Here is a 20,693-nt window from a genome sequence, read left to right as displayed (position 1 = left end):
TCTTACCAACCTCCTTTACGCCAGCTCGTTGTAGCAGTTGACACAGTCATTGATGGCAGCAAACAGAGCGGTGGACGAAATGGTTGCGCCGCTGTAGGCATCGTAATCCTGATTCATCACAATGTTCTGGGTGCCGTCCATGCCGTCGAACTGCGCCAGGAAGTCGTCACTGCTCACGTTGGAGCCGATGCCCTTGGTCTGGGTGGAAGCGTCCACCCAGATGCCGGTCTCGGCGCCATTGGCATCAAAGCCCATGATGACGGTCAGGATGCCGCCGTCAAAGCCCTTTTCCTCGGCCTTGATGGCAGTGCTGCCGTCCGGAGCCTTGACCACGCCGGTGATGCCGGCGGTGGTGTAATCGGTCACTTCTTCCAGCTCGCTGGCATCCGAAACGGAGGGCAGCACGCCGACATAAGCGGCCAGAGTGGTGCGCTTGGTGTTCTCGGCAATGACCGGGGCGGTCATACCGTTCACCAGTGCCAGCAGCAGGCTGGCGATCAGGGAGATAACGCTCAGCACAACAATGGGCTTGATGGTGCTCTCCCAGTTGGAAGACTTACTCATTTGCCAGCACCCTCCTTTGCTTTCTTTGCAGGCTTGATGTAGCCATACGGGGTCTGACGGGTCAGATCATTGATGTAGGGGACCCACAGGTTCATGAACAGCAGTGCGAAGGACACGCCCTCGGTGTAGCTGCCCCAGTAACGGATGGCAAAGGTGACGATGCCCAGTGCCACGCCGTACACCAGCTTGCCCTTCAGGGTGAAGGGGCTGGTAACGTAGTCGGTAGCCATGAACACGGCACCGAACAGCAGGCCGCCGCTCAGCACGGCAACCAGAGCCTCGTGCACACTGTGGGTAGCAATGAGGTAGAACACGAACATGCTGCCGACGTAAGAAGCCGGGATGGCGATGCTGATGGTCTTGGTGGCCACCAGATAAATCAGGCCCAGCACGATGGCCAGTGCGCAGGTCTCGCCCAGCACACCGCCGTGGATGCCCATGAACAGATCCAGCAGGCTCAGCTTGGACTTATCGGCCACAGCCAGCGGGGTAGCGCTGGACAGCTGGTCCACCGCTGCATCCGGGAACACCCACTTGTTCATGGAACCGGCAAAGCTGATGAACAGCACGATACGGCCCACCAGAGCGGGGTTTGCAAAGTTCATGCCGATGCCGCCGAACAGCTGCTTGACGATGACGATGGCCACCAGATCACCGATGATGAGCTGGCCGATGGGCATGCCCACGGGCACGTTCATGGCCAGAATGATGCCGGTGACGACGGCGGACAGGTCGCTGATGGGGTTGGTCTTCTTGAGCAGCTTGCAGTACAGCCACTCAAAGGCCACGCAGGCCACCACGGACACGGCTGTTACCAGCAGTGCGCGCATACCAAAAATGATGGCAGAGGCCACCACGCAGGGGCACAGGGCGACGATCACGTTGGCCATCAGGCTCTGGGTGGTCTCTTCGCTGCGCACATGCGGGGAAGCCGAAACAATAAGCTTCGTATCCATTACTTATTGCCTCCTTTTTTGATTTCACCAAGGTAGAACGCCTTTGCCAGACTCATCATCTGGGTAACAGGGCGCTTTGCCGGGCAGACGAAAGAGCAGCTGCCGCAGTTGAAGCAGTAGTCTGCATGCAGCTTGCCCAGCTCCTGCACATCGCGTGCAGCGTATGCCTGATTGACCTCCACAGGCTCCAGACCCATGGGGCAGTACTCCACGCAGCGGCCGCAGCGGATGCAGGGATTCACCGGTGCAGGCTCTGCAGCGGCCTTGCTCAGGAAGATCAGGCCGGAGGTGGTCTTGGTGGTGGGGTAGCTCAGGTTCTCCACAGCGGGGCCCATCATGGCACCGCCGGCAACCACTTTGCCCAGCTCGCCCTTGACACCCGCAAAATCAATGATGTCCTGATAGGCAGTGCCCACGGGGACAACGATGTTCTGGGGCTTTGCACAGGCATCACCGTCCACGGTGATGGTGCGCTCGACCACCGGCATACCGGTAGCCAGATACTTGCCAAGGGTGGAAACGCTGGTCACGTTCATGACGATCGCGCCGGCATCTGCGGGCAGACCGCCGTGGGGCACTTCGCGGCCCAGACACTTTTCAATAAGGATCAGCTCTGCGCCGGTGCCGTAGACACTGGGCAGGGGCTTGACCTCGATGGTGCTGTCGCCATTGGTCTTTTTGCACAGCAGGTCGATGCACTCAGGCTTGTTGTTCTCAATGCCAATGACGCACTTCGGGATGCCGGTGTACTGCAGCACGGCCTTGATGCCGCGGATGATATCATCGCTGCAGTTCAGCATCTCCTGCGTATCGCTGGTCAGCCACACTTCGCACTCGGAAGCGTTGATCAGCAGGGTATCCACCTGCTGCTTGGGCTGCAGCTTTACGTCGGTCGGGAAGCCTGCGCCGCCCAGACCGACCAGACCGCACTCACGCACAGCCTTGAGAAAGCTGGCCTTATCGGTCACTTCCGGTGCCTTGACAGCCGGGTCCACGGTCTGTTTGCCATCGGTCTTGATGACGACAGAGTCGCACATGCGGCCATTGGACAGACGGAAGGGCTCCACTGCGGCAACCGTGCCGGAGACACTGGAGTGGATGTTTGCAGAGACGAAGCCGCCAGCCTCGCCGATCTTTGTGCCAACGAACACCTCGTCGCCCTTTTTGACCAGAGCTTTGGCGGGAGCGCCGATATGCTGGCTCATGAGGATGCGTACCTGCGCGGGCAGAGGCATCGGGATCGGTTTACTTGCAGCAGTTGCCTTGTCATGCGGCGTATGCGCGCCAAGCGCCGCACGTTTCAGCTTGTTCAACATGGAATTCAAATCCCCCATTCTGCTTGAATTGCCGCCCCCACGCCCATGCAGGCGCACTGGTACAGGGACAGCAGCTGCTTAACATGTTTATTGTATCATTTTGGCGTGGGAAGTCAACGACAATGGCACAAAAATGATGTGTTTTCCTGAACTTTCTTTTCATTTTTTCGTGGTTATATACAACTAACCACCGTATTTTTCTTCCTGCATCCGGTGTTTGCCTTTGCATGCGGATTATGCTATACTAAGGGCAAGCAAAACTGCGGAACGTCCCCCGCTCCGCGCCAGACTTACCAAGGAGGCTTGAAACGATGAAGGTTCTCAAAGCACTGCTCGCCGTCCTCACTGCTCTGGCGGTGGCCCTGACCGCCGCGCTGCTGTTCATTCAGGATAAGAACGCACCCCGTTATATCCAGATCTACGAGAACGAGCAGTAACACCCGTCTTGCACAAAAAGCATCCCCCAGCCTGAACGGCAGCGCCGCACGGGCTGGGGGATGTGTTGTTTTATGGCATACAAAAAACACCGCCGTGTCTCCCTCAGCGGTGTTTTTAAGCAAAATATTCCTTTTAGTAATCTTTTTCGCAGCCCAGCAGGTATTTCATGTGCTCAAAGGTGCGCTCCTGCCCGAGGTCGCGCACCATTTTCAGCAGCTCTTCCAGCAAAGCGCGGGTGTCCGGGTGGAGCAGGTAGTGGGTCTTGCTGCGCTCGTAGTATTCCCACGGGGAAGCATCGGTGTACTTGTCGCCCAGATAGATCTGGCTTGCGGCCACGCGGTCGCACACCATTTCGCACACATAGCGCAGGGGCATCTTCATGCCGGCAAGGCCCACCTTCCGGGTGCTGTAATCGATCCAGTATTCCAGATGGTGCTTGTTGCGGCCCTTGTGGTGCAGCCACGCGGAGGAATAGCCCCGCGCCAGACGTTCCGCTTCGTTGGGGCTGTGGTCACCCTGATAATAGATGCAGCCCGGAATGAACTCGGTAGGGCTGTACTTGCTCAGGTCGTGGGCAAGGCCCTGCTCATAGAGCCCGCATGCAAAGCAGTATTTCATCACCAGCAGCTTGTGCCGGGTGATGGTCTCAAAATGGCCCTTGATGTTCATGCTGTTATTTCCTCCACTGCACCGTGATACGTCCCTCTTTCAGCCCGCGCAGATCATTGCCTTCGGAAAAATCCTCCCGGTCCATGGTCAGGTTGGGGTTGTAGTAGGGGTCGTGCAGGATGTTCGCCTTGCCGTGCACAGCATACAGCCGCTGCTGCTCGGCGGCAAAGCGCCGGGCTTTCACCGGGTCTTTTTCGTCGCCGCCGCGGCTCTTGCTCTCGTAATGGGTCAGCTGAGCATAGGGTGTCCACGCAATGCGGTACCCTGCATCCCGCACCCGCAGGCAGAAATCCACATCGTTGAAGGCCACCGCAAAGGCTTCGTCCAGACCGCCCACTTCGTCCCACACGCTGGTCTTTACCAGCAGGCAGGCACCGGTGACGGCGGAAAAGTCCTGCACCGTTGCAGCGCGGAACATGTAGCCGCTGCCGCCCGCCTTGCGGTATTTGTGGCTGTGACCCGCGTAGCCGCCAAGGCCGGTCACGACGCCCGCATGCTGCAACGTCTCGTCCGGGTAGAGCAGCTCTGCGCCGCAGATGGCCGTGCCGCCGGGGTGGGCGCACTGCCGCAAAAGCTCCGTGAGCCAATCCGCATTGCGCACCTCCACGTCGTTGTTCAGCAGCAGCAGGTAATCCCCGCTGGCGTACTGCCGGCCAAAGTTGTTGATGCCGGAAAAGTTGAAGCCCTTCTGCGGGTAGCTGACCACCTGCAGGCCGTCGTAGCGCTGCCGGGCTTCCTTATAATAGGTAAAGGTGGCCGGGTCGGTGGAGTTGTTCTCGATGACGATAACCTCAAAGTTCTCCCAGCTGGTTTTGGTCCAGATGCTGTGCAGGCACTTTTCCAGATCGTCGGTGTGGTCCTTGTTCGGGATGAGGATGCTTACCTTCGGGTCGCCCACGATATCCCACTTCACCCGGTAGGTACTGGGGAACAGGCCATCCTCCACGGTGCCGGTGCGTCCGGTGCGGGCCAGATGGTCGGCCAGCGCCTTTTTGGCTGCTGCCGCCACATAGGGCTTGGCATCGGTGCCGCCGGAGGTGGAGCCTGCGTGCACCCGCCAGTAGTACAGCACCTGCGGCACATGGGCCGCGCCGCCGGTCTTTTCCACAAGGCGCAGGAACAGGTCGTGGTCCTGACTGCCGTCGCACTCCGGCCGCTCCCCGCCGATCTCATCCCACAGCGCCTTTTGGAACACCGCCAAGTGGCAGATGTAGTTGCAGCACAGCAGGTAGTCCGGGGCGTAATCCGGCTTGAAGTGGGCCACCATGGGCCGCCGGATGCTCTTGGAAAAGAGTGCTTCATCGCTGTAGAGGAAGCCGTCCGGCTCGCCCTGCGCCCGCAGCTGCAGAATGGCTTTGCCCATGGTGTACATGGCGTGGGGCGCAAGGATATCATCGTGGTCGGCAAGGGCCAGATATTCCCCTGTGGCAAGCTCTGCCGCAGCATTGGTGTTGGCCGCAATGCCTTTGTTTTCGATCTTTTTGTATACGATGCGTTGATTCTTTGTCTGATATTCCTCCACGATGCGCTTCACATCGGCATGTTCTGCATCGGAAGCATCCGCAAGGCAGAGCTGACCGTTGGGGGCCGTCTGGTTCACAAAGGAATCCAGAAATTCCCGCAGGTATTTTTCCGGTGTATTATACAGCGGGGTCAGGATGCTGATGGTGGGCAGGCCGCAGTCTGCCGCCGTTTTGTCGGCCATTTCAGCCCGCTGGGCTTCCAGCACCTTTTTGGCGGGCAGATAGCGGGCACGCTTGCCAAAGCAGCGGCGCTTGACAAAGCCCGCGCCCCGTTTGAGCATGGTGGGCAGGCCCTCGTCCTTCGTCAGCTGCACCGCATAGCCTGCCAGTTCTCTGGCACGTTTCAGTCGTACATTCATATCAGGCCTCGTCGCGCTGCGTTGCCTTGTAGGCCGCGCAAACCGTTGCCGTATCGCCGTTCATTTTCAGGTGGCCGTGGCTCAGCCATGCCACCTTGCTGCACATGCGCTCGATCTGCTCAATGGAGTGAGACACCAGAATGACCGTGGTGCCGCCCGCCATCAGCTCCTGCATCCGCTTTTCGCACTTCTGCTGGAACAGGAAATCGCCCACCGAAAGCACCTCGTCCGCAATGAGGATATCGGGCTTGGTGATGGTGGCAATGGCAAAGCCGATGCGGGCCACCATGCCGGAGGAGTAGTTCTTGAGCGGCACATCCAGAAAGTTCTGCAGCTCGCTGAACTCCACGATCTCATCAAACTTTTCGTCCAGATACTTGGGCGAGAAGCCCAGCACCGTGCCGTTCAGATAGATGTTCTCGCGGGCAGTCAGGTCCATATCAAAGCCCGCGCCCAGCTCGATGAGCGGGGCGATGGAGCCGCGGACCGTCACCTTGCCCTTGCTGGGCTTGTACACGCCCGCAATGGTCTTGAGCAGGGTGGACTTGCCCGAGCCGTTCAGGCCCACAAGGCCGTAGAAATCGCCGGGCATGATGTCCAGACTCACGTCCTTCAGGGCGTAGAATTCATCGTACTGCAGGCGGCCCTGCACCATGGCCAGAAAATACTCTTTCAGGCTCTCATGCTTTTCCTTGGAGAGGTTGAAGCACATGGAAACATTGTCCACTTTGATGATCGGTTCCATTGTTCTTCCTCCTTAAATATGCAGCACAAAGCGGTCCTGCGTTTTGCGGAACACCCACACGCCCACCAGCATGGAGAGCACGGCGCAGCAGCCGCACACCGCGAACATGTTGAAATCCAGCGGGATGCCCCACATCACGGTACGGCGGAAGCCTGTGATGTACCAGTACATGGGGTTCAGCTTGATGATCTGCTGCATGTTGAACCCGCCAATGGAAAAGGTCATCTGGGTGGGGTCGTAGAAGATGGCGGAAAAATACAGCAATGCGGTGATGAACACGCTCCAGATGTGCATGATATCCCGGAAGAACACGGTAGCCGCTGCCAGAAGCAGGCCCACGCCCAGACTGAAGAAGAACAGCGTCACCAGCGGGTAGACCGCCTCGATGAGGGTCAGGTGGAAGGGTGCACCGGTAAAGATCATGACCAGCAGCAGCGCCACAAAGCTGAACACGCAGTTCACCATGGCAAAGCAGCACTTTTCCAGCGGGAAGATATACTTGGGGATATACACCTTTTTGAGCAGGGGCGCAGCGCCCAGCACACTGCTCATGCCGGTGGAGGTGGCCTCGTTGAAGAAGTTGAACAGCAGCTGGCCGCACATCAGGAACACGGCAAAGTTGTCGATGCCGCTGCCGCGCATGTCCATCAGACTGCTGAACACGGCCCAGTACACAAGGCACATGAGCAGCGGGTTCAGAACGCTCCACACCACGCCCAGCACGCTGCGGCGGTATTTGAGCTTGAAGTCACGGCTGACCAGATTCCACAGCAGGTAGCGGTAGCACCAGAAGCCGTTCCACATTGCTTTGAATTTTGCCACAGGCGATCACCACTTTTCAAAATATTCAAACTTCTGTGCGGCAAAGGGCTCGTGCAGCTTGTCCTTTGCGCTGGTCTTGTGCTCGCAGCCGCAGTCCGGCCACTGCACGTTCACGGTGGGGTCATCGTAAGGGATGCCGCCCTCGCTGGTGGGATCGTACACATCGGTGCACTTGTAGCAGAACTCTGCCACATCGCTCAGCACCAGAAAACCGTGTGCAAAGCCCTCCGGGATGTAGAACATCTTCTTGTTCTCCTCGGAAAGGGTCACGCCCACCCACTTACCGAAGGTGGCGCTATGCGGGCGGCAGTCCACGGCCACATCAAACACCTCGCCCTTGGTCACGCGCACCAGCTTGCCCTGCGTGTGGTTCTTCTGGAAGTGCAGGCCGCGCAGCACGCCGCGGGTGGAGCGGCTCTGGTTGTCCTGCACGAATTCCTTATCGATGCCGGCTTCGGCAAACTGATCCTTCTGATAGGTCTCCATAAAATAACCGCGGTCGTCGCCGAACACCTGCGGCTCAATGACCACAACACCGGGGATCTCGGTCTGAGTAAACGTAAACTTGCCCATATTTTGTACCTCTCTTTTTGTGAAGCATGTTTGTTTTATCTGGAAAAGTCTGTTCGACGCAGGCTTTTGCGCTTATTTGCCGCGGCGGGTCTGTCCCTGTTCCGTGCGCGTTCTGCGGCGTTTCTTCCGCCAAGTGATGAACCGCACCACCAGAAAAGTCACCAGCGCTGCCGCTGCGGTGGACCCCAGCGAGATGCCCAACAGCCAGAATGCATGGCTTTGGGGCTTTACCGCCTTGGCCGCTTCCAGCTCCTGACCGGTGCTGTTCTCCAGCAGTTCAGGCAGGCCGGAAATTTCCGCATCCACACGCACGCTGGTGCTCTCCTGCTTTTCGCCGCCGTGGACGGTGTACACAGCGTACACCTCCGGGTCGGAGCCAAGGACATAGCTTTCCGGCAGTTCCAGCGTCACCTCCACATCGTCGGCAGTCAGGCCGTTGGCCAGCAGCAGCCGCACGCCGGGGTCGGAGACGGTCACGGTGCCAAGGCTCCCGCCGCCGCCCACCACGCTCAGCGGTGCTGTGATGCCCTGCGCGGGCAGGTCGGTGTAGCCGGTAAAGGTGCTGAACGCATAATCCAGCAGGGTGCGCATATCGTTGTATTTATCAGTGCTCAGCTCGCTCTGCATGGTCACGCAGATGAGCCGGACGCCGTTCTGCTCCGCCAGACAGGCGTAGCTGTAGCGGGCCGTGTTGGTATAACCGAGCTTGGAACCCAGAATGGACGAGATGTAGTACCGGCTGGAGCCAATGCGCATCTTGTCCTGCTGGGAAAAGTAGCGGGTCACGGGCTGGATGTTGGTGGGGTCCATGGTGTACATCTCATTGCGGGTGAACACCTGCTCAAAGCCCGGCTGCTCCAGTGCCCAGCGCAGGATCTGCGCCATATCGTAGCAGCTGGTGTAGTGGTCGTCGTCACTGATGCCGTGAGGGTTTGCAAAGTGGGTGTGCGCAAGGCCCAGCTCTTCTACCCGTGCATTCATCTTTGCCACGCCGTCCGCGATGGTGCCTTCTCCCACGTATTCGGCCAACAGGTTCGCGCCGTCGTTGGCACTGGCCATCTGGGTGGCATACAGCGCATCCGTCAGGGGGACTTCTTCGCCCTCGCGCAGGGCAATGTGACTGGAATCGGTGCCCGCCAGCGAGTAAACATCCTCGTGGGTCACGGTGAGCTTTATATCATCCCAGTTTCCCTGCGCCTTTTCGCAGGCAAGGCCCAGCGTCATCACCTTGGTGATGGATGCCGGGTGCAGCTCTTCGTTCATATTCTGCTGTGCCAGCACAAGGCCGGTGTCTGCATCGATGATGCAGTAAGCGCGGGTGGCACCAAGGGCAGGGCCAGCCGCCGCTGCCCCCGGCACGAACACGCAGATCATAAGCAGCACAACGCACAGCGCCGCTGTCAGTTTTTTCATCTGGTTTTTCTCCATTGAGCGTTTTTCTGCCCGTCGTACTGCACCGGCAAAGCATCAGATAATAGTATACCACACTTTACCCCGGCTGAAAAGCCATTCAGACGTTGTTTTGCAGCAGAACGGGCTGCAGCTGCCGCCCGGCCAGCGCAGCGTCCAGTGCAGCGGGCAGACGGGCAAAGTCCGCCTTCAGGCTGTTGGGCTTGTGGGTGGGGTCATCCTGCCCGTAGGGCACAAAATAGTAGTGCTTGCGCTGGTAGAGCCGGGCCATGTTCTCCCACGATGCGCCCAGCCCGTCGTTTGTGGAAACGCCCACCACCACCGGGCATCCCACCCGCAAAAGGCTTTTTGCCGCCAGCGTTACCGGCGTATCGGAAAGCCCCGCCGCCAGCCTTGCCAGCGTGGCCCCGGTGCAGGGCGCGATCGCCAGTGCACTGGCCAGCTTTTTAGGGCCAAGCGGCTCCACGGCCTGCAACGTGTCCAACACTGCATGGCTGGTAAGGGCTTCCAGCCGTTCCTGCCAGAACTGCCCGGTGCCAAAGCGGGTATCCTGCTTTGCGGCAAAGCTCATGATGGGCAGCAGCTCCCAGCCCTGTTCTGTCAGCTGCTGCGCTGCCGCAAGCGCCGCTTCCAGTGTGCAGAAGCTGCCGCACACCGCAAATGCAATGCGTCCTTTTTTCTGCGTGCTCATGTGTGTTCCTCCCGCTCCCGCAAAATGGTCAGCACGGTGCGTGCCACCGCTTCCCCAGCCGTGTCCGGCGCACAGGCGGCGGGCAGGCTGAGCGCATGGATGGCCTTGCAGCCCAGCCGCTGCGCCGCAGCAAAGTCGGTGCCGCCGGGCTTTGATGCCAGATCTACGATCAGGCTGCCGGGCCGCAGAGCCGCCAGCACCGGCTCGGTCAGCACCGGGGCCGGGATGGTGTTCACCACCGTATCAAAGGCCGGAGCCAGCGCGGCCAGCCGGGCAAGCTCTGCACCCCGCAGACCAAGGCTCTCGGCCAGCGCACGCTGTTCGGCGCGCCGGGCACAGACAGTCACATTTGCCCCCAGTGCCGCCAGCCGCGCCCCCAGCGCCTGCCCCACCGGGCCAAAGCCCAGCAGCAGAAGGTTTGTGCCCCACAGGGTGCGGGTGCGCTCGGCCAGCAGGATGCCAATGCAGCCCTCCGCCGTAGGGATGGCATTGTACACCGTCAGCTCCGGTCGGGCAAAGTAATCCACCAGCTCCACGCCAGCTTCCTGTGCAATGGTCTTTGCCTGAACTGAGAGCCTGCCGCCCAGTGCCACCGCGCCGGGTTTTGCGGCCCGCAGCAGCTCTGCCAGCGGGGTGCGGGCCGCATCCAGCGGCAGAGGCAGCAGGATATAATCTGCCAGTGCAACCTGTTCGGCTCCGCCCACCGCATAACCTGCCCGTTCCAGCACCCGGCCTGCCGCCGCCTGCCGGGCATCGGTGCCCACCACCGCAAACAGCTTTTTCGCTTCCATGCCGCATCCCCCTTTGCCTGCTCGTGGGCCATCCTATGCAGGAGAAATATTTGTTGTGAAAAAACTCCTCCAGCTTTCGCCGGAGGAGTTTTTTATCACGATTATAGAATGCGCCGCCCTGACATCCGGCACATCTTTTATTTTACGAACTTTGCCACAGCACGGGCTACGATGCCGCCCAGAATGCCGGAGACAAGGAACTCGGCCACGCCCTGCACGCCGACCAGCAGCACCACGAACATGAAGGGGTTCGCAGCACCCTTGACGGACACGAGGTTCTGCACGTAGTCACAGCCGTAGAAGGCCAGCACGATCCAGCCCATGAAGAACACCGTGTTCAGGAACGGGGCGCTCATGGCACTGAGGATGTAGCTCCAAGTGCCGGGCTTATCAAAGCGCTTCAGGCCGCTGAAGATCAGGCCGCAGCACAGGCCCATCAGCACACGCATGCCCACACACAGGATAAAGGTGTTGACGGGGCTCACCTGAAACAGTGCGCCGGTCATGGCGGAAGCACCAGTGATAGCGTCATAGAAGCTCACTGCGCCGAACACACCGCCCAGCAGTGCGCCCACCGCCGGGCCCATGGTGATGGCACCCACTGCAATGGGAAGGGTCAGGAAGCTCATGTACAGCGGGCCCACAGGCACACTGCCCAGACCCACCATCTTCATGACCAGCTCAATGGCAACCAGCAGCGCCACACGGGTAAGAGTTTTCGTATTTTTCATATTCAGTTTTCCTCCTGCTGCCGTTCCGCCCTATACGTCGGATACGGCGCAAACCTGCCCGCTCTATGCGGGTTTTAAAGTAAATATTCAAACAATTTGGAGCGCGTTTTTGTCAGGGCGTGTTCCAATGGGAAAAGCTTTTTCAGTGGTCGCACGGGAAGCGGATGCCCGCATTGCGGCGGGCCACCGTGAGCACACGGCTCACCGCGATGGTGGTATCCTGCATCCGGCCGCACAGCTCCTGATCTCCGCTCTCCAGCGCACGGGCAAAGGCTTCAAACTCTGCCGCCTGCCGGGGCCTGCCGCCATTCAGGTTATAGTGCTCTTCCTTGCCCTCGTTAGGGTGGAAGGTGATGCCGCCGCAGCAGTTGGCGGTGGACTTCTGCAGGATATAGCCCTTCGTGCCCTGAATGATGTACCGGGCCGGGGCCGCGCAGTCCTTGGCGGCGATGCTCACGGCCTTGAAGCCGCTGTAATCCATGGTCAGGATGCCGCTGGTGTCGATGCCGCGCTCCATGTTGGCGGTATATTTGGCCTGATTCGGCTCCCCGAACAGGCCCACGATGTAGCTTACATTATATACGCCAAGATCCATCAGGGCACCGCCGGCACAGGCCGGGTCAAAGGCAGGCTGTACATCGCCTGCACAGAAGGCATCGTACCGGCTGGAATACTGGCTGAAATTGCACTGTACCAGCTTCACGGTGCCAATGCGGGGCAACAGCTCCCGGATCTTTGCGTAGTTTTCAAGGTACTGGGTGGTGATGGCTTCAAACAGGAACACCTTTTTGTGCCGTGCCAGATTTACCAGTTCTTCAGTCTGGGCCGCCGTGGGTGCCAGCGGCTTTTCCACAATAACATGTTTGCCTGCTTCCAGCGCCACGCGGGCATAGCGCACATGCTGCAGGTTCGGCACTGCAATGTACACCACATCCACCCACTGCAGCAGTTCCAGAAAATTGGTGGTGTGCTGCGGCACGCCGTACTGGCCGCAAAGGCTCTGAGCCAGCTCGGCGCTGCGCTCGGTGCTGCAGATGGCCTGCACCGTAAAAGGCGTGTGCTCTGCAAGCCATGGCAAAAATTCCCGCACGATCTTGCCCGTGCCAAGAATGCCTAATTTCATCTGATTTTTCTCCCCATCCTGTCGTTGGTCAGCCTACCAGCGCTTCCGGCTCGCGGCGGGTGCGCTTTTTGGGGTAGGTGCGCTGTTTTGCATGGCCGTGCTGGTTCTGCCGGCCATAGTGCCTGCCGCCGCCCGCACTGTGGTGCTGCGGCTGGGACGCATTGAGCTGGTACAAAAGGGCAAGTCCCTTCATCAGCAGCTCCGGGTCGTAGGTCAGCGGGTGGCGGCACAGCGGTGTCACATACTTTGCCAGCCCTCCTGTTACCACCAGAGTGACCGGACGGCCAAGCTCTTCCTCAATGCGCTGCACCATGCCGTCAATGAGCACAGCCGTGCCCATCACGGAGCCGGACAGCATGCATTTTTCGGTGTTGGTGCCAATGGCGCTTTTGGGCGAGCCAAGATGCACCTGCGGCAGCTGGGCACAGCGGTCGCCCAGTGCCCGCAGCCCGGTGGAAAGCCCCGGGCAGATGACGCCGCCCCGGAACATGCGGTTCTCGTCCACCACATTAAAGGTCGTGGCAGTGCCAAGGTCCACCGTGACCACCGGCAGCGGAAAATTTGCCGCCGCATAAGCCGCATCCACAAGGCGATCCTTGCCCACGGCGTGGGGTTCATCCACGCCCATGGTCAGTCCGGTTCGGATCTCCGGCGAGACGATGACCGGCTTCCTGCCCGTATAATGGCGGGCGCACTCAGCCAGTGCCCCGGTGATCTGGGGCACCACGCTGGTGAGCACAGCGCCCTCAAAGCGCATGGGGCGCTCAGGATGGCGGCGGTGCGCAAAAATTTTATCCATTTCGACACGATATTCTGCAGCCGTGCGGGTGCGCACCGTGTCCATGCGCGCCACAAAGCATACACGTCCGTCCCGAATGCCCCCAAGGGCGACGGTGGTGTTGCCTATATCAATGGCTAAGATCATAATTCTGTTTTCCCTTTATAACGCGGCAGTATCCGGCAGGACGGCGGAGAAAGCTCCCCGATGGCCTGCCCCTCACCGCAGTCTGTCTATTCTTTGTCAAGCTGTATTTTACCGCATTTTGTTCCCAGTTACAAGCCTGTACAAAGATTTTGTTGTGCTGGCGGAACTTTTGCATTATACTAAAGGAAGATATGTGGAAACAGTACGTTTTTGCAGGAGGTTTTACCAATGGATCTGAACGGAAAATGCGTCCTTCTGGGCGTAAGCGGCGGCATTGCCGCCTATAAAATGGCCAACGTGGCCAGCGCACTGCGCAAGCTGGGAGCCGATGTGGAGGTCATCATGACCAAAAATGCGACCCAGTTCATCACCCCTGTTACATTTGAAACGCTTACCGGCCACAAGTGCATGGTGGATACCTTTGACCGGGATTTCAAGTTTGAAGTCACCCACATCTCGCTGGCAAAAAAAGCCGATGTGATCCTTGTCGCCCCGGCCACTGCCAACGTCATCGCCAAGATGGCCCACGGCATCGCCGATGATATGCTCACCACCACAGTGCTGGCTGCAAAGTGCCCCAAGCTCGTTTCTCCGGCCATGAATACCGGAATGCTGGAAAACCCCATCACGCAGGATAATATCGCCACGCTGGAACGCTACGGCTTCACGGTGATCCCCTCCGAGAGCGGCGTGCTGGCCTGCAAGGATGTTGGCAGCGGCCGTCTGCCTAAGGAAGATGTGCTGATCGAGTATATCCTGCATGCCATTGCCCGGCCCAAAGATCTTGCCGGTCTGCGCATTGCCGTCACCGCCGGCCCCACGCAGGAGCCGCTGGACCCGGTGCGCTACCTCACCAACCATTCCACCGGCAAGATGGGCTATGCCCTTGCCCGTGCCGCCGCCATGCGCGGCGCGGATGTCACCCTCATCCACGGCGAGACTGCCCTGCAGCCGGTCAAGTTTACCACCGATGTGCCCGTGACCACTGCTCAGCAGATGTACGAAGCCGTCACCAGCCGCTTTGATGCTACGGATGTGCTCATTATGGCCGCTGCCGTGGCCGACTACCGCCCCGCTGCCGTGGCAAACGACAAGATCAAAAAAAAGGACGGCGACATGTCCATCCCTCTGGAACGCACGCCGGATATTCTGGGCACCATCGGCCCCAAAAAGACCCACCAGTTCCTGTGCGGTTTTTCCATGGAGACCCGCGATCTTGTGGAAAACTCCTCTGCAAAGCTGACCAAAAAGAATCTGGACATGGTGGTTGCCAACAACCTGAAAGTGGCCGGTGCCGGTTTTGGTGTGGACACCAATGTAGTCACCCTCATTACCCCGGACGGCACCCGTGAGCTGCCGCTGATGAGCAAGGCCGATGTGGCCGATGCCATTCTGAATGAAATTTTAAAACGCCGCTCCCAGTGAGAAAAAGTGGCTGTCGCATGTGCAACAGCCACTTTTTTATTTTTCCTTCCGTGCAAACACGATGCCAATGGTACCCGGGCCGGAATAGCCGCCGATGGTGGTGCCGATGTCTGTCTCGTGGCATTCCTTGAAGCTGCCGTATTTCTTCAGCCCCGCCTTCACTGCGTCCATGCAGCCGGGCTTCGGCTGGCAGGAGGAGATGAACACAAGGCTGTCCTCGATGTCGTCGCGTTCCACCAGACGGTCGGTGATGTACTTGCCCACGCAGATGGGCAGACTGCCGCGGTATTTTTTGACTACCTTCAGCTCGCCGTCGATCACTTCCAGTGCGGGCTTGATGCCCAGCAGGTTTGCCCCGAAGGCCAGCACACCGGAGCAGCGGCCGCTCTTGGCCATAAAGTCCAGCCGGTCCAGTACAAAGCTCAGCTCTACCCGTTTGGCAAGGCTCTGCAGCCGCATCGTAATGTTGCGAGGGGGCAGGCCATCTGCAGCCCACTTGGCCGCTTTCAGCACCAGATAGCCCTGCCCGGTACAGATATTCTGGCTGTCCACCACATAGACATTCTCGAATTCGCCTGCCGCCAGCTTCGCATTCTGGAAGCAGGACGAAAGCTTGCTGCTGACCGAAATATGGATCACCGCATCGCACTCTTTGGCAAACGGCTCAAAAAATTCGGTATATTCCACCAGATTTGCGGCGGCGGATTTGGGCATTTTGCCGCCCGCATTCACATAGGCAAACACATCTGCCGGGTGGATCGTTACGCCGTCCAGATAGCTATCCTCGCCCATCAGAATGTGCATGGGCATCAGGGCAATGTCCCACTGTGCCAAAAGCTCTTCGGACAGGTCGCAGGTGCTGTCCGCTGTGATCTTGATTCTCACATTATTTCTCCTTTTATAAAACCGTTCTGCATCCTCTGTCGGCTGCACCGACGATCCCTTAAAAAATTGTCCTTTTCTATTTTACCACAGATGATTCAAAGTTGTTAAGTATTTTGTAAAGGCAAATGTAAATCTTTTATGAAGAAGTTCCCGGTTTCGGTTTTCTTGTACACTTATCACAAATTCCGAATTGGATTTATGGTTCTTTCCGAAAATTCGGGTTTACCTGTTTATTTTGTCCGCCAAAAATTATATAATAAGATGTATCCTAATAGAATGGATTGAATCGGTCTGCTCTGCGGCCGTTATTTATTTGGAGGTTGCCTTATATGTTCATGTACACCGATTACAACCAGCACCTGCTGGACAATGTAAAAAAGATCCACTTCATCGGCTGCGGCGGCAGCGGCATGTATCCGCTCATCCAGATCCTTGCTGCAAAAGGCTACGAGATCTCCGGCAGCGATGTGCTGGATGGCAGTATCATCCGCTACGAGCGTGAGATGGGTGTCAAGGTCAGCCTGGGTCACAGCGCCGATAATGTGATCGGCACCGACATGGTGGTCTACTCTGCCGCCATTTCCAAAGATAACGTGGAGCTGAATGCCGCTGCCTCCTACGGCATCCCCACCATCGAGCGCAGCGTTCTGCTGGGTTACGTGAGCCGCCTGTACAAACAGAGCATCTGCGTCTCCGGCACTCACGGAAAAACCACCACCACTTCCATGATCACCACTGCGCTGGAGTTGGCAGGCCGCGACCCGTCTGCCGTCATCGGCGGCAAGCTTCCGCTGATCAATGGCTACGGCAAGGCCGGCAAGGGCGACGACATCGTAATTGAGTCCTGTGAATTTGCCGAGACCTTCCTGAAACTGACCCCGTACCTGTCCGTTGTGCTGAACATCGACAACGACCATCTGGATTACTACGGCAGCATGGGCGAACTGAAGTTTGCCTTCAAGCGCTTTGCCCTGATGACCAAGTTCATGATCTTTGCCAATGCGGACGACAAGAACACCATGGATGTCATGTACACGCTGGACCGCCGCGTGCGCACCTTTGGCATCCAGAACGACGGCGATTATCAGGCATTGAACGTGAACGAATACAAGCCCGGCTTCTTTGAGTTCGACCTGAAGGAGTGGAACAAGGTCACCGGCCATATCCGTCTGGCTGTGCCCGGCTACCATAACATTTACAATGCGCTTGCCATGTGCGCCGTCTGCCGCTTCGTCGGTCTGACCGTGGAGCAGTGCGCCGATGCAGCCCTGAATTTCAAGGGTGCCGGCCGCCGCTTTGAGGTCTACGGCGAGTGTAACGGCGCTTTGGTCGTGGACGATTATGCACATCATCCCACCGAGCTGCGCGCTACCCTGAACACTGCCAAGGAGATGGGCTACAAGCGTCTGATCGCCGTCCACCAGCCGTTTACATACAGCCGCACCAAGATGCTGTTCAACGACTTTGTGGATGTGCTCAAGATCCCCGACATCACGGTGCTCACTCCCATCATGGGCAGCCGTGAGCCCAACGATCCCACCATTACCAGTGCAAAACTGGCCGCTCAGATCCCCGGCTCTGTTCTGGTGAACAGTCTGGAGGAGGCCGCCGAGTGGGTCAAGCAGAACGCCCGGGAGGGCGATCTGGTCATCACCCTCGGCTGCGGCGACATCTACAAGGCCAGCAAGATGATGGTGGCTGAGCAGCCGTAATTTTCGCTTATCACAGCAGACAGCCCGGTGCGAAAGGGTTTCGCACCGGGCTGTTTTCATTTTCTCTGTCGATACTTCAAAGGGGTCTGCACCTCGGCACGGATCTTTCCCAGATAGGTGCGGGTCTGCTCTGCACCCTGCAGAATCGCTTCCACCTGCGCCCGCTGTTCCTCAGTCAGGTCATCCTCCGCCAGCAGCTCCGCGTTGCCCTCGATGATGGTCAGCGGCGTTTTCAGCTTGTGGGACAGCTGAATGATCTGCTCCCGCTGCCGCTGCTCCATGTCCCACTGCTTCTGCAGGCTGCCGGTCAATTCATCGCCCATGGTCTGCAATGCCTGCAAAGCGCTCTCGTACTCCCGCACCTTCGCACCGGAAAACACGGCGCTGTCCAGATCCTTCCGCGCCACCGCCTGCGCGGCGGCGGTCAGCTTTTCGGTCTCCCGGGTCAGGAAGCGCCCTGTCCTGTGGGTGCTCCACACCACTGCCCCTATCAGCAGCAGAATGCCCAGAATGCAGTGCACGGTCTGCATATCCGGCAGCACGCCCCGCAGCGCAGGGTCGGCGTAGGGCACGGCATAGTCAAATTGCAGCAGGCAAACCGTTCCGTCCTGCAATTTCGACGTCATATAATACTGTGTGTAGCCAAAATGCCAGCGGGTTTTCCCCTGCTGGTTCTCCATTGCCCGCTGCAAGTGCCCGGCATCCATGTTGGTGGCCAGCACCTCGCTGCTGTCCGGCGCGGCAAACAGGGCGTACCGGCACAAGGAGTCCAGCTGCGTTTCGTCAAAGGTTTCGGCGGTCATGCCTGGCAAAACGTCCTGTGCGGCCTTCTGGCAGGCCTGCGCGGCCTGATTCGCGGGCAGGAACAGCCCGCTGTTCTGGATCCACAACAGCAGCACCAGCAGCCACCCCACCGCGACCAGCAGGCAGGCCAGCGCCGTGCGCACCAGATATTGCAGCAGCACGCTGCGCAGAGAAATCAGTCTTCGCTTTTCCATCGGTACCCCACGCCCCATACGGTATTAAGCAGCTTTTCCGGCTCCGGCACGCCCGCCGCCCGCAGCTTTGCCCGGATATTCTTGATGTGCTGGGTCACGGCGGTGTCGTTCGCAGTGCCGTCAATGCCAAAAACTGCTTCGTAAATTTGTTCCTTGGTAAAGGTCTGCCCGGCGTGCAGCGCCAGATACTCGCAGATGGCATACTCCGAGCGGGTCAAGGGCAGCGCCTTCCCCTCCACCGCCGCGCTCCGGGCGGTCAGGTCAAAGGCTACGCCGCTGCGCACCATCCGGTGCGCCGGGGTGCGGCTCTGCCGCCGCAGATGTGCCGCCACCCGCGCCCGCAGCTCTGCCACCCGGAAGGGCTTCAATAAAAAGTCATCTGCCCCGATACCCAGCCCCTCCAGCACAGCAGCCTCGTCGGTGCGGGCGCTCAGAAACAGAATGGGTGCTTCGGTCAGGCTGCGGATGCGCCGACAGACCGCAAAGCCGTCCTCTCTGGGCATCATCACGTCCAGCAGGATGCAGTCTGCCCAGCGGCATAGCGGTTCGGTCAACGCCCCGCCCGCCTGCCGCGTTTCTACCCGGTGACCGTCCCGCTCCAGAGCGGTGCAGATCAGCTTGCAGACCTCCAGATTGTCATCCACTGCCAGAATGTTTGCCACAAGATCACCTCAACACGTTATAAACAAGGCAGGATGCTCCATACAGCAGGTACACATGGGCGGGGTAGAACCAGTAAAACAGCCGCTTATGTCCGCTGCCACGCTGCCCATTGTACAGCAGCATCAGCAGTACCGCCGCTACGCCGAACCACTCGTAGTAGTCGGTGAACATCTGCGTCCACACAAAATCCGCCTGTCTGCAAAGCATCCCAAAGGTCGGCACAAAATCACATAGGAAAATGAGCACGGCCCATGCCGTCAGCTGTACGCGGCGATGCCCCCGCAGGGCATACAGCAGCACACCGCCCAGCAAAAAGCTCCAGCCGCCGTCCGTGATGGTTGTCCACATGGGCAGCGGGCTTGTAATGACAAAGGCCACGATCGTTGAAGCAATGGGCATCTCCTGTACCCCGGGGAAGAGCAGCAGAAATACTACCACCACATACGGCCAGCACAAAACGGCGGCAATGGCGCCAATGCCCTTTGCGAATTTTTTCTCCCGCAGCCAGTCAATGCCCTGCCAGACGATGCACAGCAGCACAAGATCCTGAAAAATAGCATTCTGCGGGTAGAAGCCATCCCCGCGCCGGAAGGCCTTGGCGTAAATCATAAAAAATTCCAGCGCCGCCATGGCTGCGCCGATAGCCCAGATGCGGATAAAATACCGCCTGCGGTCATGGGTATGGGCAAAGCCCTCTACCGTGCAGAACAGAAACAGCGGCGCACTGAGCCGCCCCAGCATACTGAACACCGTCGGGATGCAGCCGGTGAACTCGAAGAAATAATGAATGTGATCCAGTACCATCAGCACCAGTGCAATGGTCTTGAGCTGGGTACCGTCCAGCCCTTTTTTCGTCAATTTTTCCATACAGGCTCTCCTTTCCTTGTGCATTCAGTGTAACAGGAAAATCTGTAGAAAGTATAAGTTTCTGCCTTTATGATACTATTTTTTGCCCCAAAACGCAAACAAAAAAGCCCTAAGACTTTCATCTCAGAGCTTTCTGTTCAAGTCGGCGACTACCTATTTTCACGCGCCGTTTCCAGCGAACTATCTTCGGCACAAGTGAGCTTAACTTCTGTGTTCGGAATGGGAACAGGTGGAACCTCACCGTCATCGACACCGACCGATCTGACTGAACCAGTATAACATGTTTGTTGTACTTTGTCCAGTATTTCTTAGAAGGACGTGCCTTCAAAACTGAATAATCACTGCTTACATTTTTTCGTTGACTCTTAGAGTCTCAAGCGAATTGTGGTCAAGCCCTCGACCTATTAGTACACGCTTGCTGAATGGATCGCTCCACTTACACATCGTGCCTATCAACCTTGTAGTCTTCAAGGGGTCTTACTTGTTTGAAACAATGGGATATCTTAT

21 protein-coding genes and 2 rRNA genes are annotated in these 20,693 nt (G+C 58.4%); 3 read left to right on the top strand and 20 right to left on the bottom strand.

Features of this window, described 5'->3' with window-relative positions:
• Positions 1-15 precede the first annotated feature (15 nt).
• Genes WMO17_RS03495 through rsxC form a run of 3 tightly spaced genes read right to left on the bottom strand, consistent with a single transcriptional unit; the run spans position 16 to position 2,836 of the window.
• A complete protein-coding gene (locus WMO17_RS03495; protein WP_097777392.1) occupies positions 16-564 on the bottom strand; it encodes an RnfABCDGE type electron transport complex subunit G in 549 nt (182 codons plus the stop codon).
• Entirely contained in the window at positions 561-1,520 is a 960-nt protein-coding gene (locus WMO17_RS03490; protein ID WP_005943882.1) for an RnfABCDGE type electron transport complex subunit D, read from the bottom strand. Before WMO17_RS03490 ends, WMO17_RS03495 begins: the two co-directional genes overlap by 4 nt.
• Positions 1,520-2,836, bottom strand: a complete 1,317-nt coding sequence (rsxC, locus tag WMO17_RS03485) for an electron transport complex subunit RsxC (RefSeq protein ID WP_242959231.1) — start codon at positions 2,834-2,836, stop codon at positions 1,520-1,522. Before rsxC ends, WMO17_RS03490 begins: the two co-directional genes overlap by 1 nt.
• Positions 2,837-3,147: 311 nt before the next feature.
• Between rsxC and WMO17_RS03480 the strand changes: the two genes are divergently transcribed.
• Complete coding sequence (locus WMO17_RS03480; protein ID WP_005943878.1) at positions 3,148-3,273, top strand: hypothetical protein; 126 nt, start codon at positions 3,148-3,150, stop codon at positions 3,271-3,273.
• 133 nt (positions 3,274-3,406) lie between these two features.
• Here the strand turns inward: WMO17_RS03480 and WMO17_RS03475 are convergent, their stop codons facing one another.
• From WMO17_RS03475 to WMO17_RS03425, 11 genes are all read right to left on the bottom strand, one after another.
• Positions 3,407-3,943, bottom strand: coding sequence for a DUF5662 family protein (locus WMO17_RS03475; RefSeq protein WP_349137488.1), 537 nt, complete (start codon positions 3,941-3,943; stop codon positions 3,407-3,409).
• A 4-nt stretch (positions 3,944-3,947) separates the two neighbouring features.
• Complete coding sequence (locus WMO17_RS03470) at positions 3,948-5,825, bottom strand: glycosyltransferase family 2 protein (protein ID WP_349137487.1); 1,878 nt, start codon at positions 5,823-5,825, stop codon at positions 3,948-3,950.
• A 1-nt stretch (position 5,826) separates the two neighbouring features.
• Positions 5,827-6,570: an ABC transporter ATP-binding protein gene (locus WMO17_RS03465; RefSeq protein WP_349137486.1), complete on the bottom strand. Its 744-nt coding sequence runs from the start codon at positions 6,568-6,570 to the stop codon at positions 5,827-5,829.
• 12 nt (positions 6,571-6,582) lie between these two features.
• Positions 6,583-7,392 (bottom strand): ABC transporter permease, encoded by an 810-nt coding sequence (locus tag WMO17_RS03460; protein WP_223388262.1) that lies wholly within the window; start codon positions 7,390-7,392, stop codon positions 6,583-6,585.
• A 6-nt stretch (positions 7,393-7,398) separates the two neighbouring features.
• A complete protein-coding gene (rfbC, locus tag WMO17_RS03455) occupies positions 7,399-7,965 on the bottom strand; it encodes a dTDP-4-dehydrorhamnose 3,5-epimerase (protein WP_044953950.1) in 567 nt (188 codons plus the stop codon).
• A gap of 72 nt (positions 7,966-8,037) precedes the next feature.
• A complete protein-coding gene (locus WMO17_RS03450; RefSeq protein ID WP_349137485.1) occupies positions 8,038-9,378 on the bottom strand; it encodes a D-alanyl-D-alanine carboxypeptidase family protein in 1,341 nt (446 codons plus the stop codon).
• A gap of 97 nt (positions 9,379-9,475) precedes the next feature.
• Positions 9,476-10,066: a dipicolinate synthase subunit B gene (locus WMO17_RS03445; protein ID WP_349137484.1), complete on the bottom strand. Its 591-nt coding sequence runs from the start codon at positions 10,064-10,066 to the stop codon at positions 9,476-9,478.
• The gene (locus WMO17_RS03440) at positions 10,063-10,857 is read right to left on the bottom strand and encodes an NAD(P)-dependent oxidoreductase (RefSeq protein ID WP_349137483.1); all 795 of its coding nucleotides are present in this window, start codon (positions 10,855-10,857) and stop codon (positions 10,063-10,065) included. Before WMO17_RS03440 ends, WMO17_RS03445 begins: the two co-directional genes overlap by 4 nt.
• A gap of 137 nt (positions 10,858-10,994) precedes the next feature.
• Positions 10,995-11,588, bottom strand: a complete 594-nt coding sequence (locus tag WMO17_RS03435; protein WP_005943857.1) for an ECF transporter S component — start codon at positions 11,586-11,588, stop codon at positions 10,995-10,997.
• A gap of 142 nt (positions 11,589-11,730) precedes the next feature.
• Entirely contained in the window at positions 11,731-12,711 is a 981-nt protein-coding gene (locus WMO17_RS03430) for a Gfo/Idh/MocA family protein (RefSeq protein WP_005943855.1), read from the bottom strand.
• Positions 12,712-12,739: 28 nt separating this feature from the next.
• Entirely contained in the window at positions 12,740-13,636 is an 897-nt protein-coding gene (locus WMO17_RS03425; RefSeq protein WP_349137482.1) for a type III pantothenate kinase, read from the bottom strand.
• A gap of 228 nt (positions 13,637-13,864) precedes the next feature.
• On the opposite strand from WMO17_RS03425, the gene coaBC reads away from it, so the two are divergent.
• Complete coding sequence (gene coaBC, locus WMO17_RS03420; protein WP_349137481.1) at positions 13,865-15,061, top strand: bifunctional phosphopantothenoylcysteine decarboxylase/phosphopantothenate--cysteine ligase CoaBC; 1,197 nt, start codon at positions 13,865-13,867, stop codon at positions 15,059-15,061.
• A 36-nt stretch (positions 15,062-15,097) separates the two neighbouring features.
• Here the strand turns inward: coaBC and WMO17_RS03415 are convergent, their stop codons facing one another.
• Positions 15,098-15,946 carry a DegV family protein gene (locus WMO17_RS03415; protein WP_120080509.1) on the bottom strand — a complete coding sequence of 283 codons (849 nt, stop codon included), beginning with the start codon at positions 15,944-15,946 and terminating at the stop codon, positions 15,098-15,100.
• A 329-nt stretch (positions 15,947-16,275) separates the two neighbouring features.
• On the opposite strand from WMO17_RS03415, the gene murC reads away from it, so the two are divergent.
• Entirely contained in the window at positions 16,276-17,658 is a 1,383-nt protein-coding gene (gene murC / locus WMO17_RS03410; protein ID WP_349137480.1) for a UDP-N-acetylmuramate--L-alanine ligase, read from the top strand.
• 56 nt (positions 17,659-17,714) lie between these two features.
• Here murC and WMO17_RS03405 read toward each other — a convergent pair whose 3' ends face one another.
• From WMO17_RS03405 to WMO17_RS03385, 5 genes are all read right to left on the bottom strand, one after another.
• Positions 17,715-18,656, bottom strand: a complete 942-nt coding sequence (locus tag WMO17_RS03405) for a histidine kinase dimerization/phospho-acceptor domain-containing protein (protein ID WP_154260786.1) — start codon at positions 18,654-18,656, stop codon at positions 17,715-17,717.
• Positions 18,638-19,318, bottom strand: coding sequence for a response regulator transcription factor (locus WMO17_RS03400; RefSeq protein ID WP_298637844.1), 681 nt, complete (start codon positions 19,316-19,318; stop codon positions 18,638-18,640). The genes WMO17_RS03405 and WMO17_RS03400 overlap by 19 nt, the downstream gene beginning before the upstream one ends.
• A gap of 4 nt (positions 19,319-19,322) precedes the next feature.
• Entirely contained in the window at positions 19,323-20,186 is an 864-nt protein-coding gene (locus WMO17_RS03395; protein ID WP_154260788.1) for a TraX family protein, read from the bottom strand.
• 140 nt (positions 20,187-20,326) lie between these two features.
• A 5S ribosomal RNA gene (gene rrf / locus WMO17_RS03390) occupies positions 20,327-20,443 on the bottom strand.
• A 127-nt stretch (positions 20,444-20,570) separates the two neighbouring features.
• Positions 20,571-20,693: ribosomal RNA gene (locus tag WMO17_RS03385) — 23S ribosomal RNA — on the bottom strand; the annotation flags it as partial.

It is taken from the genome of Faecalibacterium faecis, assembly GCF_040096475.1.
Lineage (GTDB): Bacteria > Bacillota > Clostridia > Oscillospirales > Ruminococcaceae > Faecalibacterium > Faecalibacterium taiwanense.
This window is presented reverse-complemented; position numbering and strand designations above follow the sequence as displayed.

What these genes read in the sequence shown, in the direction of transcription:
- WMO17_RS03445 (WP_349137484.1), bottom strand. Translation starts at nt 10,066, where the DNA reads ATGAGCACGCAGAAAAAAGGACGCATTGCATTTGCGGTGTGCGGCAGC.
- coaBC (WP_349137481.1), top strand. Translation starts at nt 13,865, where the DNA reads ATGGATCTGAACGGAAAATGCGTCCTTCTGGGCGTAAGCGGCGGCATT.
- WMO17_RS03425 (WP_349137482.1), bottom strand. Translation starts at nt 13,636, where the DNA reads ATGATCTTAGCCATTGATATAGGCAACACCACCGTCGCCCTTGGGGGC.
- rfbC (WP_044953950.1), bottom strand. Translation starts at nt 7,965, where the DNA reads ATGGGCAAGTTTACGTTTACTCAGACCGAGATCCCCGGTGTTGTGGTC.
- WMO17_RS03470 (WP_349137487.1), bottom strand. Translation starts at nt 5,825, where the DNA reads ATGAATGTACGACTGAAACGTGCCAGAGAACTGGCAGGCTATGCGGTG.
- WMO17_RS03430 (WP_005943855.1), bottom strand. Translation starts at nt 12,711, where the DNA reads ATGAAATTAGGCATTCTTGGCACGGGCAAGATCGTGCGGGAATTTTTG.
- WMO17_RS03490 (WP_005943882.1), bottom strand. Translation starts at nt 1,520, where the DNA reads ATGGATACGAAGCTTATTGTTTCGGCTTCCCCGCATGTGCGCAGCGAA.
- WMO17_RS03465 (WP_349137486.1), bottom strand. Translation starts at nt 6,570, where the DNA reads ATGGAACCGATCATCAAAGTGGACAATGTTTCCATGTGCTTCAACCTC.
- WMO17_RS03440 (WP_349137483.1), bottom strand. Translation starts at nt 10,857, where the DNA reads ATGGAAGCGAAAAAGCTGTTTGCGGTGGTGGGCACCGATGCCCGGCAG.
- WMO17_RS03450 (WP_349137485.1), bottom strand. Translation starts at nt 9,378, where the DNA reads ATGAAAAAACTGACAGCGGCGCTGTGCGTTGTGCTGCTTATGATCTGC.
- WMO17_RS03395 (WP_154260788.1), bottom strand. Translation starts at nt 20,186, where the DNA reads ATGGAAAAATTGACGAAAAAAGGGCTGGACGGTACCCAGCTCAAGACC.
- WMO17_RS03480 (WP_005943878.1), top strand. Translation starts at nt 3,148, where the DNA reads ATGAAGGTTCTCAAAGCACTGCTCGCCGTCCTCACTGCTCTGGCGGTG.
- WMO17_RS03435 (WP_005943857.1), bottom strand. Translation starts at nt 11,588, where the DNA reads ATGAAAAATACGAAAACTCTTACCCGTGTGGCGCTGCTGGTTGCCATT.
- rsxC (WP_242959231.1), bottom strand. Translation starts at nt 2,836, where the DNA reads ATGTTGAACAAGCTGAAACGTGCGGCGCTTGGCGCGCATACGCCGCAT.
- WMO17_RS03475 (WP_349137488.1), bottom strand. Translation starts at nt 3,943, where the DNA reads ATGAACATCAAGGGCCATTTTGAGACCATCACCCGGCACAAGCTGCTG.
- murC (WP_349137480.1), top strand. Translation starts at nt 16,276, where the DNA reads ATGTTCATGTACACCGATTACAACCAGCACCTGCTGGACAATGTAAAA.
- WMO17_RS03495 (WP_097777392.1), bottom strand. Translation starts at nt 564, where the DNA reads ATGAGTAAGTCTTCCAACTGGGAGAGCACCATCAAGCCCATTGTTGTG.
- WMO17_RS03405 (WP_154260786.1), bottom strand. Translation starts at nt 18,656, where the DNA reads ATGGAAAAGCGAAGACTGATTTCTCTGCGCAGCGTGCTGCTGCAATAT.